The sequence below is a fragment of the Paracoccus sp. T5 genome (genome assembly GCF_048538155.2).
In the GTDB taxonomy this organism is placed as follows: domain Bacteria; phylum Pseudomonadota; class Alphaproteobacteria; order Rhodobacterales; family Rhodobacteraceae; genus Paracoccus.
Genome location: NZ_CM135809.1, coordinates 2,182,539 through 2,195,848, shown reverse-complemented (window position 1 = coordinate 2,195,848; position 13,310 = coordinate 2,182,539). Strand labels below are relative to the sequence as shown.

Genomic DNA, 13,310 nt, shown 5'->3' with positions numbered 1-13,310 from the left:
TCAGTGAAAGTCGCGGCTTGGAAACAGCCGCCCGGCCTGGTCGCGCGGATGGCGTGCGCCGCCCCGGATGCTGCCGCCGGCGGGGCGGCGCGTCTCGTCGGCGCGGCCGTCATTGGCGTCGATCATCCGCGGGCGACCAAGGGTCGTCAGCAGGGGTGACAGGTCCTCGATGCTTTCCGCGATCAGGTGGATCACCTGGCCATCGCGCTGGATGCGGCCCGTGACGCGCAGCAGGCGGCCGGTCACGACGGCCTTGCGGAAGGTTTCGTAGATCGCCTTCCAGACCACCACATTGGCCACGCCGGTTTCATCCTCCAGCGTCAGGAAGATCACCCCCGAGGCCGTGCCGGGCCGTTGCCGGGTGATGACCAGGCCGGTGATCGTGCGACGGCCCAGAACGCCGGGAAGGCGGTCGTTGGGTAGGCTTTCGGGCAGGTCGGGCCGCAGCAGTTCCACCGGATGCGCCCGCAGCGACAGGCGCAGCGACAGGTAATCCTCGACCACCTCCTGGCTGAGGGTCATGCGGGGCAGGATGACCGGCGGCTCCACGATCCCCTCGCCCTCGGGACCAAAAAGGGGCAGGGGTTTCGGCTGGAGCAGCGCGCGCGCGGCCCAGAGCGCGTCGCGCCGCGTCAGGCCAAGCGCGGCAAAGGCATCGCCTTCGGCCAGCCGTTCCAGCGTGGCCGGGGGCACGCCCGCGCGGCGCCACAGGCTTTCGACGTCGGGATAGCCGTTCCCGCGCGCCGCCACGATCCAGGTGGCGTCCTCGGCCCGCAGGCCCTTGATCTGGCGCAGGCCAAGGCGGATCGCCAGCTGGCCGTCGCTGCGTGGTTCCAGCGTGCAGTCCCATTCGGAATGGTTGACCGAGACGGCGCGGATCTCGACCCCGTGGTCGCGGGCGTCGCGGACCAGCTGCGCGGGGGCGTAAAAGCCCATCGGCTGGCTGTTCAGCAGCGCGCAGGTGAAGATCGCCGGATGGTGGCATTTCAGCCAGGCCGAAACATAGACCAGCCGCGCAAAGCTGGCCGCGTGGCTTTCCGGAAAACCGTAGCTGCCGAACCCCTCGATCTGGGCAAAGCAGCGTTCGGCGAAATCCGCGTCATAGCCGCGCGCCAGCATTCCCGACACGAAGCGTTCCCGAAAGGTGCCGATGGTGCCCATGCGCTTGAAGGTGGACAGCGATCGCCGCAGCCGGTCGGCCTCGGCCGGGGTAAAGCCCGCAGCCACGACCGCGATCTGCATGGCCTGTTCCTGGAACAGCGGCACGCCATAGGTGCGGTCCAATACCTCCATCAGCGCCGGCCCCAGGTCCTGGATGGGTTCGCGCCCCTGGCGGCGGTTGATGAAGGGATGGACCATCCCGCCCTGGATCGGGCCGGGGCGGACGATGGCCACCTCGCAGACGAGGTCATAGAACTTGCGCGGCCGCATCCGGGGCAGAAAGTTCAGCTGCGCCCGGCTTTCGACCTGGAACACCCCCACCGCATCGGCGCGGCACAGCATGTCATAGACGACCGGGTCCTCGGGCGGGACATTGGCCAGGGTCAGGCGCTGGCCGCGATGGTCGGCCAGCATCGCGAACCCCTTGCGGATCGCGGTCAGCATGCCAAGCGCCAGGATGTCGACCTTGAGCAGGCCAAGCGCGTCGATGTCGTCCTTGTCCCATTCGATGACGGTGCGGTCCTCCATCGCGGCATTCTCGATCGGGCACAGCTCGTCCAGGCGGCCATCGGTGATGACGAAGCCGCCGACATGCTGGGACAGGTGGCGCGGAAAGCCGATGATCTGGCCGATCAGCCAGGCGGTCATGTGCAGCCGCTGGTCGCGCGGATCCAGACCCGCCTCGCGCATCCGGTCCTCGTCCGGCGCGGTCGAGGAAAAACCCCAGATCTGCCCGGTCAGGCGCGCGATCACGTCCTGCGACAGGCCCATGACCTTGCCCACCTCGCGGATGGCGGCGCGGGTGCGGAAATGGATCACCGTCGCGGTCAGCCCGGCGCGGTGGCGGCCATAGCGGTCATAGATCCACTGGATCACCTCCTCGCGCCGTTCATGTTCGAAATCGACGTCGATGTCGGGCGGCTCTCCGCGTTCCTTGCTGATGAAGCGCTCAAAGATCAGGGTGATGGATTCGGGCGGCACCTCGGTGATGCCCAGAAGGTAGCAGACGACGGAATTCGCCGCCGAGCCGCGCCCCTGGCAGAGGATCCCCTGGCTGCGGGCAAAGGCCACGATGTCATGGACGGTCAGGAAATAGGGCGCATAGCCCAGATCGCCGATCATCCGCAGTTCCTTGTCGATGCCGCCTTGCACCTTTTGCGGCGCGCCGCGCGGATAGCGGCGGGCCAGCCCCTCGCGGGTCAACCGCTCCAGCCGCTCCTGCGCGGTTTCGGTGGGACTGTCCTCGGACGGATAGCGATAGCGCAGGTCGTCCAGCCGAAAGGCGCAGCGGCCGGCGATCTCGACGCTGCGCCTGAGGGCGGCGGGATAGCGGTGGAACATCCGGGCCATGTCGCGTGCGGGCTTCAGGCGGCGTTCGGCATTGGGCAGGCGGTGGCGGCCGATGTCGTCGATGCGCAGCCCAAGGCGCAGGCAGGTCAGCACATCGGCCACGGGACGGCGAAAGGCGCGGTGCATCAGCACGTCGCCCACCGCCACCAGCGGCAGCCCCGTCACCTGGGAGATCTGCGCCAGCCGGTCCAGCCGCCCCTGGTCACGCCCGTCATAGCGCGGCGCCGCGCCTAAGAAGGCCCGGCCGGGACAGAGCCGCGACAGCCGCAGCAGGTGGTCGCGCGCACGCGCCATGTCAGGGGCGGGTCCGGCGGGATCGGGCAGCGGGTCGGGGGGCAGGGCGATCAGGATCATCCCCTCGGCCCAAGCCTCCAGGTCCTCCAAGGTCAGGTGGCATTCGCCCTTGGGGGCCCGCGTCTTGCCCAGGGACAGAAGCCGCGTCAGCCGCGACCAGGCCCCAAGGTCGGTGGGCAGGGCCAGCCATTCGACCGGGCTGTCGGTCAGGACCAGCCGGCTGCCGGCGATCAGGCGGGGCAGGGGGGCGTCCTGCGGGGCCGGGGCGGCGGTGGGCGTGCCGCGCGTCAGCCGGCTGGAATGGTCCGTCACCTGCTGCGAGCGGATCAGGGGACCATCCTGCGCAGCCTGCCGGTCGGCCAGGGCCTCGGCCCGCAGGCGGGTCAGTTCCTTCAGCGCCGAAAAGGCCCGCACCACCCCCGCGACCGAGTTTCGGTCGGTGATGGCGATGGCCTCCAGCCCCAGTTCGGCGGCGCGGGTGACCATCTCTTCGGGATGCGAGGCGCCGGTCAGGAAGGTGAAATTGGTGGTGACGCAGAGTTCGGCATAGCGTTCGGCCAATGCGGGAGGCGGTGCGGCGGGCGGAGCCTGCAGGTCTTGCCCCGGAGAGTTGCGGCCCAGATGGAAAGGGCGGTCAGGCGCGCTCATGCATATTCCCCCGCGATGTGCCAGGCGGGCGCCTGCGGGGTGTGGAACAGCCACAGGCGCGGGCCCTGCCGCGTCTCGACCTGCCAATAGTCACGCATGCCGCTGCGCCAGTCCGGATCGTCCAGCCACCATTCCGGCGCGATCCGCTCGGGTCCCGAGGCGCGCAGGGTGGTCAGCACGCGGCCCGACCAGCCGAAGCTGCCGGGCGGGGTGCCGCTGCGGGCCTGGGCCTGCAGCGGTTCGGGTCCGCCCAGCAGCAGCGGGCGCAGCGAGGGGGCGGGCCAGTCGCCCGGCCGACTGAAGGCCGCGGGCGCCAGCAGAAAGCCGCGTTCCGGCACCAGGCTGTCGGTCGGCAGCGGGCGCAGGATCGCGTCAAAACCCAGGCGGTTGCCAAGCCGCGACAGAAGGTCGGCCAGCGCATCCTGGTGCCGTTCCTGCGCGGTCAGGGCGATCTGGGCAGGGGCCTGCGCCTCGGTCAGGGGCGCGGTCAGGCGCAGCGCGTCGATGCCGAAGCCCGCGTCGATCTGCGACAGCGCCGGGGCGAACAGGGGGGCGATGCGGGCCGGGTCGCGCATGGGGCGGGCCAGGCCGATCTCGGCCATGGCGGTGGCGCGATCGACGCGGCGCAGTTCCAGCCGCAGGCGGCGGGCGCCGCGATGATGGGCAGCCAACCGCGCGCACAGGCGTTCCAGCAGCCGCTCCAGCGCGGCCGCGACATCCGACTGCAGGCCGATCGGTTCGGGCAGGGTGATGCGGGTGCCAAAGAACGGGGTTTCGGTTTCGGCGTCCAGCGGTTCGGGCTGATGACCCAGAAGCTGGTCCAGACGCATCAGCAGCCCCTGGCCAAAGCGCCGCGCCAGGGGCGCGCGGGGCTGGGCGATCAGGTCGCCAATGCGGCAAAGGCCGGCGCGGGCCAACGCCTCGGCCGTGTTGTGGTCGACCCTGAGGGCCGCGACCGGCAGGGCCGTCAGTCGGGTCGAGACCTGCCCGGGGGGCAGGATGCCGCCGCCGTGACGCGCCATCGCATGGGCCGCGCCGCGCGTGTCGGCAATGGCGCTGATCCCGTCCAGCCGGGCGCGCAGCAGGCGGTCCTGCAGATCCTGGCACAGCGCCTCTTCGCCGCCGAACAGATGCGCCACCCCGGTGATATCGGCCGCCAGCCCCGCGCTGCCGTCCCGCGCCACCAGCGGTGAATAGCGCATCGCCCACCGGCGCAGGCCGGACAGGGCCCCCATCTCGGCCATCAGGTCGGCGGGGCGGGTGGTCAGGTCGGGGCAGATCGCGCGCGCATCGGCCAGCGGCATGCCCCGCGACAGGCCCTGCGCCTCGGCCAGCGGGTCGAGGCAGTGCAGGTGATCGGAATTGCCCCGGCGCAAGGTCAGCGCAAAGGGCTCCTGGGCCGGGCTTTGCCGCAGGCTGGCCTGGCTGGCCAGCCTGGGAAACCAGATGCAAAGCAAGCGCCGCGCCATTCCAACCGTTCTGCCATCCTGATGTTCACGTTACGTTCTTATCCCCGATTTGAGGGATCAAGTCGAGTCCGCAACGGCCGTCCATCCGGACAGGTGGTTCCTTTTGGGTATTTCAGGGAGGAGGTTGGCAGCGCCAGACCATGCATTTCCAATGGATCCAGGCCACAGCGGAAAGGACCAGAGGGACCGGGAACGTGCCCGGTCTATGCACAGGCCGGTCGCGGCCTTACGACACCGCGGTCACCGGGCCCTCGTGCTGATGCAGCGGCAGCATGGCGCGGCTGGCCATGGGGCCCAAGGCGCAGTCAAAGACAATGTCGGACCCCAGGCCAAAGAACCGGGTTTCCGGGCGCAGCGCGTCGGACAGGTGCTGGATGGGCGCGCGGCTGGTCAGGCCCTGCGGTCCCGCGCCGATGATCAGCGGCGCCACCGAGACCTGCAGCCGATCCAGCAGCCGGGCCTCCAGGAACCCGGCAATGGTCAGGCCGCCGCCCTCGATCAGCAACGATCCCAAGCCTATGTCCCGCAGGCCCTCCAGGATGCGCGCGGGGTCCATCCGCCCCTCGTGCATCGGCAGGTGCAGGATCTCGACCCCTGACGGACGGGGACGCCCGACACCCTGGACGACGATGCGGCGCGTATCGCCGGCGGCCAGCACGGTGGCCTCGTCCGGCAGGCGGCCGCGCGGGTCGATGACGATGCGGGCCGGGTTTGGGCCGCTGCACAGGCGGACGGTCAGGCGGGGATGGTCGTGCAGCGCGGTCCGCACGCCGATCACCACGCCGTCCACCAACGCCCGCAGCCGGTGCAGATGCGCCAGCCCGTCCGGTCCCGAGACGTCGCGCGCATCGCCCGAGGCCGTGGCCACCCGCCCGTCCAGCGACTGGCCGATCTGCGCCACCGTCACCGGACCCAGATCGCGCCGCGCGACGGGACCGTAAAGATCCAGCGCCGCCCGTTCGGCCTCCGTGAAACGGCCACAGCAGGCGCAGGCCTGTCCGCTGCGGACCGACAGGATGCGGTCCCAGACCCGCGGTGTGACATCGACGCCGTGCATGGTTGGTCCTCTCCTCGTTCAGGTCGCGGCGGGCGGCAGCGCCAGCAGGTCAAGATGGCCGATCCGGCAATGGCTTCGGGGCGCCATCTCCCTGCGGGCGATGCCCCAGTCGGCGGCCATCGGGGCGCCTGCCTCCTCCGCAGCCCCGGCAATGCCTGCAATCAGGGCACGGTGCAGCGCCGCCTGGTCCGGGCCGATGCGCCAGGGGCTGGGCGCCGCGGTAACCGCGAACCCCGCATTGCGGAAGACGGCCAGCGCCTCGGACCCGGCCTCGGGGCCAAGCGCGGGTCCCAGCCCCTTGTCGCGACGCTGGTGGTCGTTGAAGGCGCGGGTGACCGGGGCATCCTCCGGCAGGGGCGGGTCCCAGGTCATTTCCCCGTCATAGGAGAGCGCCGCATAGAAGGGCAGGCCTACGTGGGACAGGCGCCGCGCCAGGCCGGCGATCCAGTCCGCCGGCATCAGGTCCAGAAGCGCCGAGGCCGTCACCAGCGTCACCCCCTCCAGCGGCAGCGCCTCCAGGTCGCGCAGGTCCAGCCCATGGGACGTGCTGCGCCCCGGCGCCTCGGTCCGGGCGATCTCCAGAAGCGTGGGGTCGTTGTCGACCAGATGCCAGTGGGCGTGATCCGGCAGATGCGGCCCCAGCGCCCGCAGCGTGGATCCGGTGCCGCAGCCCAGGTCCAGGATCACCGGGTCCGGCCCGGCCGCCCGCGCCGCCCGCGCCAGCAGCCCGCCGTCGCGGGCCGCCCCGTCCGCCGGTTCGCGCAAGGCCAGCCACTCGGCCGAAAATCCCATGCCTAGAGGTCCCCTTCGAACCAGGCGCGGGCCATGTGGCTTTCATGCAGCGTGATCCGCAGCTTCTTTACCCGGCCGCCATCCTTCAGTCCGCCCGCGCGCACCGTCGCGGCCATCTGGTCGAAGATATGCTTGCACAGGAATTCGGTCGTGGTGAACTTGCCGGCGAATTCCGGGATCTCGTCCAGGTTCTTGTAGCGCAGCGGCGCAAGCGTCGCGGCCAGCGCCTCGGTCGCAAGCCCGATATCAACCACCAGGCTCTCATCATCCATGACCGGGGCAAAGAAGGCCGCGTCGACGGTGAAGGTCGCGCCGTGCATTCCCTGCGCGGGCCCGAAGGTCGGCGAGGGGAAGGAATGGGCGATCATGATGTGGTCTCGGACTTCGACGGCGAACATTGGGGCTCCTTGAGGTGGGCTTTCGGTCAGTATCGGATGCGGTGGCACAGGGTGTCCGGGTCCCCCAGGATCCGGGGGTAGGCGTCCGGAAGATCGCCAAAGGCGGTTTCCCCCGAGATCAGGACATCAAGCCCCGGATCGGCCAGCAGGTCCAGTGCCTTGGTCAGCCGGCGGCGATAGGTCCAGCGCGCCGCACGGTCCGGCGGCAGCGCCCCCACCTGCGAACTGACGATGCGCAGCCGGCGGCTGTGGAAGGCGCCGCCCAGGGGCAGGGCGACGGAGGAGGTGCCGTGCCAGCTGGCCTCGGTCACGGTGGCCTGGGGGCCGGCAATGCGCAGCGCCAGGACCAGGCCGTCCTGGGTCGCGCTGGCGTGGATGACCGCATCCTGATCACCGGGCGCCGCGTCGGGCGCGCAAAAGCTGCAGCCGAGCGCCTGCGCCTGCGGGCGCCGCCCCGGCTGCGGGTCCACCACCGTCACCTCCGCCCCCGGCAGGCGCGCGGCCAGGAAGGCGACCAGCAGGCCCACCAGCCCGCCGCCCACTACCGTGATGCGGTCACCCGCTCCCGCGCCGCTGTCCCACAGGATGTTCAGCGCGGTCTCCATGTTCGCGGCCAGCACCGCCCGTTCGGGCGGCAGCCCCTTGGGCAGCGGGATCAGCGCCTCGGCCGGCAGGCGGAATTCGGTCTGGTGGGGGTGCAGCGCAAAGACCGCCCGTCCGGCCAGTTCCCCCTCCTGCACCTCTCCGACCGCCGCATAGCCGTACTTGACCGGAAAGGGGAAATCCCCCTCCTGAAAGGGCGCGCGCATCCGCTGGTATTCGCTGGCAGGCACCCGGCCCGCCAGGACCAGCCGTTCGGTCCCCCGGCTGATGCCGCTGAAGAGGGTGCGGACGCGCAGGCCGTCGCCCATGCGGCCGCGGCGGATCTGCGCCTGGTCCGGGGCCATGCACCAGAGGGCCGGTGCGCTCATGCTTGCCCGCGTCTGGAGCAGTCGGGGCTGCCGGCGCCCGCGCGCGTCTTTCGACCGCTCATCCTGCCGAATGCCCATGGGACCCGCACGTCGCCCGCCATATCGGATAAGGGAAAGACACGCATGGATCACCTTTTGCCCGAAGCTCATTGATAAATCAGCCTGACCACCCGACAGGCGACTGGCAAGGTTGCAGCCTGCGGTCCGACGTGACCGATTGTCGCGGAAGTTCGCGGACTTCGTCAACAGCCGGCCCAAAGGGCCGATGGACGGCCGGGGCCGGGCCGCCCTAGGATGGCCATAGGACGGCTTTGGGGGGATCATGCGGATACGGGTGTTTCGGGGACTGATCCGGTCGCTGGCGATCTATTACAACCCGCGGCGCATCCGGCAGCTGCGCCGGTTCTATCGCGAACTTATGCAGCCCGGTGCGCTGGCCTTCGACATCGGTGCCCATGTCGGCAACCGCGCCCGCGCGATGCGGGCCGCCGGCGCGCGCGTGGTGGCCTGCGAGCCGCAGGAGCCCTTTGCCACCTTCCTGCGCCGCAGCCTGCCGCGCGACATCGTGCTGGTGGAAAAGGCCGTCGGCCCGGCCGAGAGGATGGCGCAGATGGATGTGTCCTCGCTGCATCCTACCGTGTCGTCGGTCAGCCGCGACTTTGCGGCCCAGGCCGCGCAGGCGCCGGGTTTTGGCCACGTGCGCTGGGACCGGCGGCAGCAGGTGCGGATGACCACGCTGGACCGGCTGATCGCGCAGCACGGGCTGCCCGATTTCGTCAAGATCGATGTCGAGGGCTTCGAGGCGGACGTGCTGGCGGGCCTCAGCCAGCCGCTGCCGCTGCTGTCGGTGGAATACCTGCCCGCGTTCCGCGACCGGACCCTGGCGGTGCTGGACCTGCTGGCGGCGCTGGGCGACTATCGCTTCAACGCGGTCGCGGGCGAGGCGACAGAGTTTCTGTGGCCCGACTGGCGCGACGCCGGGGCCGTGCGGAACTGGCTGGCCGGGCTGCCGGCGGATGGAGGGTCGGGGGACCTTTACGCGCGCCTGGGCTGATCCGCCTGCCGCAGCCGGGCGGCAAAGGCGTCGAACAGGGCAGGCGGGGCGGCCAGGACGGTGCCACTGTCCTCGGGGCGCTCCTCGGGGGTCCAGCCCTCGACCCGGCAGCCGGCCTCGCGCAGCAGGACCAGGCCCGCCGCGATGTCCCAGGGGCGCAGACGCCGCTCCCAGAAGCCATCGAGGCGCCCGGCCGCGACATAGGCCAGGTCCAGCGCCGCCGCCCCCATCCGCCGCACCCCGGCCGAACCGGGCAGGACGCGCGTCAGGTCCGCGGCATGGTCGGGGATATGGGGCATGTCGCCAAAGGGCAGCCCGGTCCCGAACAGCGCGGCATCAAAGCCGGGCGGCGGGGCGGGATGGACCGGGCGCTCATTCAGCCGCAGCCCCAGCCCCTGCGCCGCGGCGAAGGTCTCGTCCTTCAGCGGATCATGGACCACCCCCAGGACCAGCCGGCCATCGACCTCCAGCGCAACCGAGACCGCCCAATGCGCGATGCCGCGCAGGAAGTTCGTCGTGCCGTCCAGCGGATCCACGATCCAGCGGCGCTTGCCCTCCCGCGGGGCGGTTTCCTCGCCCAGCCAGCCATCGCCGGCGGCCAGCAGGTGGCGGCGCAGCAGGGCCTCGGCCTCGTGATCGGCCTGGGACACGAAATCCCCCGCGGCCTTGGCATCGATCACCAGCCGGTCCCGTGCCTGCCAGTGATCGCGCAGCAGCGCCCCCGCGGCATGGGCGGCCCGGATGGCCAGGTGCAGATCGGGATGCAGGTCATCGGGCATGGGTGGGCTCCTGTTCGGCGTGGCGGGTCAGCATCTCAAGCACCACGCCAAGCGAGGCCGCCATATGGGCGCGCATCAGCGCCGCGGCCTGCGTCCCGTCCTGGGCCAGGACCGCCTGCACGATGGCGCGATGTTCGGCCCGCGAACTGTCCATGCGGTCCGGCTGCGCCTCGAACTGGGCGCTGCGCCAGGGCATGCTGCGGCGGTTGAGGTCGTCCAGCATCCCCGACAGCACCACGTTCTGGCCGCCGCTCCGCAGGGCATCGTGAAAGCGGCGGTTCACGGCGGCATAATCGGCCTCCGGATCCTCGCCCTCGGCCAAGATCGCCTCCAGCGCCGCGCGCTCGATCGGGGTCATGCGATGGGCGGCCAGGCTGGCGCAGAGCGCCTCCAGCTCTCCGAGTGCCTCGAAAAGGTCGCGCAGCACCTCGGGGCTCATCCGGCGGACCAGGAATGCACGGCGGGGGCCGCGTTCGACCAGCCCCTCGGTCGCCAGGCGGTGCAGCGCCTCGCGGGTGGGGGTGCGGGACACGCCGAAACGCGCCGCCAGCGCAGTCTCCGCCAAGGGATCACCGGGCCGCAACTGGCCCGCCACGATCTGCCGCGACAGGGCGGCGTGGATCTGGTCGGCAGAGCGGGCGACAGTCATCGGCGGTCCTGTGATTGTATTCCGGTGCCACCTATATGTATACAAGACAAGGCGCAGGCGCCACGTGATTCCGCAGCAGGGGACAGGCGATGTCGAAATTCGATTTCCTCTCGGGCCGCCGGCCGTCGACCTATGCGGCACGGGCCATGGTCGCCACCTCGCATCCGCTGGCGACGGCGGCGGGCCTGGCGGTTTTGTCGGAAGGCGGCAATGCCGTCGATGCCGCCATCGCGGCCAGCGCGGTCCAGGCGGTGGTCGATCCCCTGATGACCGGGATCGGCGGCGACTGCTTTGCACTTTATGCGCCGGCGGGCGGTCCGGTCCGGGCACTGAACGGGTCCGGCCGCGCCCCGGCCGCCGCCACCATCGAGGCGCTGCAGGCGGCGGGCCTGACCGATCACATCCCCCAGACCAGCCCGCATGCGGCGACCATCCCTGGCGCCATTTCGGCTTGGTGCCGCCTGCACGCGGACCTGGGCCGCCTGCCGCTGGCGCGGCTGTTCGCGCCGGCCATCGCCTATGCGCGCGACGGCTATCCGGTGACGCCGCGCGTGGCGCAGGACTGGGCCGAGGCGGCACCCGTGGTGGCGGGCGATGCGCATGCCGCCGCGCTGTTCCTGCCCGGCGGCCATCCGCCCGCCGCAGGGACCCGGCACGCGCAGCCCCTGCTGGCCGGCCGTCTTGAGGAGGTCGCGGCCGAGGGGCCGGCGGCTTTCTACCAGGGCCGGACGGCGGCCCGGATGGTGGCGCATCTGAGGGCCTTGGGCGGGCTGCATACGGAACTGGATTTCGCCGAAGCCACGGACGGCGCCGACTGGGTGACGCCGATCAGCGCGACCTATCGCGGTTTTGAGGTTCACGAATGCCCGCCGAACGGGCAGGGGCTGGCGGCGCTGCTGATCCTGAAGATCCTGGAAGGGTTCGACATGGCCGGCCTGTCCCATGCCGACCGCGTGCATGTCGAGGCCGAGGCGACCAAGCTGGCCTATCACCAGCGCGACGCGCTGCTGGGCGATCCGGACCATTGTCCGGGCCTGGCCGAGGCGCTGCTGTCCGACCAGGCAATCACCGCCCTGCGCGCACGCATCGACATGACCCGCGCCATGGCCCCGGTGCTCTGGGACGAGCCGCCGCATCGGGATACGATCTACCTCTGCGTCGTGGACGGGCAGGGGAACGCGATCTCGTTCATCAACTCGATCTTTCACGGCTTCGGGTCGGGGCGGCTGGACCCCGCGACGGGCGTGCTGTTCCAAAGCCGCGGCGCGGCCTTTCGGATGATCCCGGGTCATCCGAACGCCATCGGCCCGCGCAAGCGCCCGATGCACACGATCATTCCCGGCATGGTCACGCAGGCTGGCCGCGTGGTGATGCCCTTTGGCGTCATGGGCGGGCAGTATCAGGCCACGGGCCACGCGGTCTTCCTGTCGGCGGTGATCGATCGCGGCCTGACCCTTCAGCAGGCGATGGACGAGCCGCGCAGCTTTGCCACCGACGGCGTGCTGCAGGTCGAGCCGACCATGCCCCCCGATGTCTGCGCCGAGCTGGAACGGCGCGGCCATGTCCTGAAGCGCCTGGTGGGCCCGACGGGTGGCGCGCAGGCGATCCGCATCGACACCCTGACCGGCCTGCTGGAGGGCGGGTCGGACAGCCGCAAGGACGGCATGGCCCTGGGCTGGTAAAGGAGCCGCAAGATGAGCGCATTTCTGAAACGCATCGGGATCGACAGCTATATGCTGATGCTGCTGGCGACCGTGATGCTGGGCCTTGTGCTGCCCGCTCGCGGGATCGCGGCCGAGGGGCTGGGCCATGTCACCTATTGGGCCGTGGCGCTGCTGTTCTTCCTTTACGGGGCCAAGCTGGACCCGGCCTCGGTCAAGGCGGGGATGCTGAACTGGCGGCTGCAGGGGCTGACCTTTGCCGCGACCTATGCGATGTTCCCGCTGCTGGGGATGGGCTTTGCGGCCGTCTTTGGCGGGCTTCTGGGGCCGCAGGTGACGCTGGGGCTGCTGTTCCTGTCGGTGCTGCCCTCGACCGTGCAGAGCTCGATCGCCTTTGTGTCGATCGCGGGCGGCAACGTGCCGGCGGCGATCTGCGCGGCCTCGATGTCTAACCTGATCGGCGTGGTGCTGACCCCCGCGCTGGTCGCGCTGCTGCTGCATGCGGGTGACGGGCAGATCAGCATGGACGCGGTCCTGCGCATCGGCACGCAGATCCTGCTGCCCTTCGTTCTGGGCCAGCTGCTGCGGCCCTGGATCGGCGCCTTTGTCCGCAACCGCCGCAGGCTGACGCTGGTCGTGGACCGGGGCGCGATCCTGCTGATCGTCTATTCCGCCTTCAGCGCGGGCACGGTGTCGGGCCTCTGGGCGGCGATCCCGGCGGCCAGCCTGATCACCCTGATCGCGGTGGTGCTGGTGATGCTGGCCATGGTCTTTGGCCTGATCGCCGGGGCAGGGCGGCTGTTCCGGCTGCCGGGCCCGGACCGGTCGGTCCTGTTCTTCTGCGGCTCGACCAAAAGCCTGGCCTCGGGCCTGCCCATCGCGGCGGCGCTGTTCCCGGCTGCGACGGTGGGGGCGACCGTCCTGCCGGTCCTGGTCTATCACATGGCGCAGCTGTTGATCTGCGCGATGATCGCGCAGCAGGGCGCGCGCCGGAACCGGACGGCGCTGGTCTCCTGATCCGGAGGGC

The 13,310-nt window shown here is 70.8% G+C and carries 11 protein-coding genes; 3 read left to right on the top strand and 8 right to left on the bottom strand.

Features of this window, described 5'->3' with window-relative positions; translation table 11 throughout:
- The 6 genes from ACNR9W_RS10845 to ACNR9W_RS10820 all read right to left on the bottom strand — a co-directional run bounded on the left by ACNR9W_RS10845 (position 1) and on the right by ACNR9W_RS10820 (position 8,140).
- Positions 1 to 3,453, bottom strand: a complete 3,453-nt coding sequence (locus tag ACNR9W_RS10845; RefSeq protein ID WP_419267305.1) for an error-prone DNA polymerase — start codon at positions 3,451 to 3,453, stop codon at positions 1 to 3.
- On the bottom strand, positions 3,450 to 4,910 hold the full coding sequence (locus tag ACNR9W_RS10840; RefSeq protein WP_419267306.1) for a Y-family DNA polymerase: 1,461 nt from the start codon (positions 4,908 to 4,910) through the stop codon (positions 3,450 to 3,452). The genes ACNR9W_RS10845 and ACNR9W_RS10840 overlap by 4 nt, the downstream gene beginning before the upstream one ends.
- Positions 4,911 to 5,148: 238 nt before the next feature.
- Positions 5,149 to 5,979 (bottom strand): RibD family protein, encoded by an 831-nt coding sequence (locus ACNR9W_RS10835; protein WP_419267308.1) that lies wholly within the window; start codon positions 5,977 to 5,979, stop codon positions 5,149 to 5,151.
- Positions 5,980 to 5,997: 18 nt separating this feature from the next.
- On the bottom strand, positions 5,998 to 6,771 hold the full coding sequence (locus ACNR9W_RS10830; RefSeq protein ID WP_419267309.1) for a class I SAM-dependent methyltransferase: 774 nt from the start codon (positions 6,769 to 6,771) through the stop codon (positions 5,998 to 6,000).
- 2 nt (positions 6,772 to 6,773) lie between these two features.
- Positions 6,774 to 7,169, bottom strand: a complete 396-nt coding sequence (locus ACNR9W_RS10825; RefSeq protein ID WP_111299338.1) for a 6-pyruvoyl trahydropterin synthase family protein — start codon at positions 7,167 to 7,169, stop codon at positions 6,774 to 6,776.
- Between the two features lie 26 nt (positions 7,170 to 7,195).
- Complete coding sequence (locus ACNR9W_RS10820) at positions 7,196 to 8,140, bottom strand: zinc-dependent alcohol dehydrogenase (protein WP_419267310.1); 945 nt, start codon at positions 8,138 to 8,140, stop codon at positions 7,196 to 7,198.
- A 322-nt stretch (positions 8,141 to 8,462) separates the two neighbouring features.
- On the opposite strand from ACNR9W_RS10820, the gene ACNR9W_RS10815 reads away from it, so the two are divergent.
- Positions 8,463 to 9,194, top strand: a complete 732-nt coding sequence (locus tag ACNR9W_RS10815; RefSeq protein ID WP_458478486.1) for an FkbM family methyltransferase — start codon at positions 8,463 to 8,465, stop codon at positions 9,192 to 9,194.
- Here ACNR9W_RS10815 and ACNR9W_RS10810 read toward each other — a convergent pair.
- Both ACNR9W_RS10810 and ACNR9W_RS10805 read right to left on the bottom strand, forming a co-directional pair.
- Positions 9,176 to 9,973 (bottom strand): inositol monophosphatase family protein, encoded by a 798-nt coding sequence (locus ACNR9W_RS10810; RefSeq protein ID WP_419267312.1) that lies wholly within the window; start codon positions 9,971 to 9,973, stop codon positions 9,176 to 9,178. The genes ACNR9W_RS10815 and ACNR9W_RS10810 overlap by 19 nt on opposite strands.
- A complete protein-coding gene (locus ACNR9W_RS10805; RefSeq protein WP_419267313.1) occupies positions 9,963 to 10,622 on the bottom strand; it encodes a GntR family transcriptional regulator in 660 nt (219 codons plus the stop codon). The genes ACNR9W_RS10810 and ACNR9W_RS10805 overlap by 11 nt, the downstream gene beginning before the upstream one ends.
- Positions 10,623 to 10,711: 89 nt before the next feature.
- Between ACNR9W_RS10805 and ACNR9W_RS10800 the strand changes: the two genes are divergently transcribed.
- Positions 10,712 to 12,304 carry a gamma-glutamyltransferase family protein gene (locus tag ACNR9W_RS10800; protein ID WP_419267314.1) on the top strand — a complete coding sequence of 531 codons (1,593 nt, stop codon included), beginning with the start codon at positions 10,712 to 10,714 and terminating at the stop codon, positions 12,302 to 12,304.
- Between the two features lie 12 nt (positions 12,305 to 12,316).
- The gene (locus tag ACNR9W_RS10795) at positions 12,317 to 13,300 is read left to right on the top strand and encodes a bile acid:sodium symporter family protein (RefSeq protein ID WP_419267315.1); all 984 of its coding nucleotides are present in this window, start codon (positions 12,317 to 12,319) and stop codon (positions 13,298 to 13,300) included.
- Positions 13,301 to 13,310 lie beyond the last annotated feature (10 nt).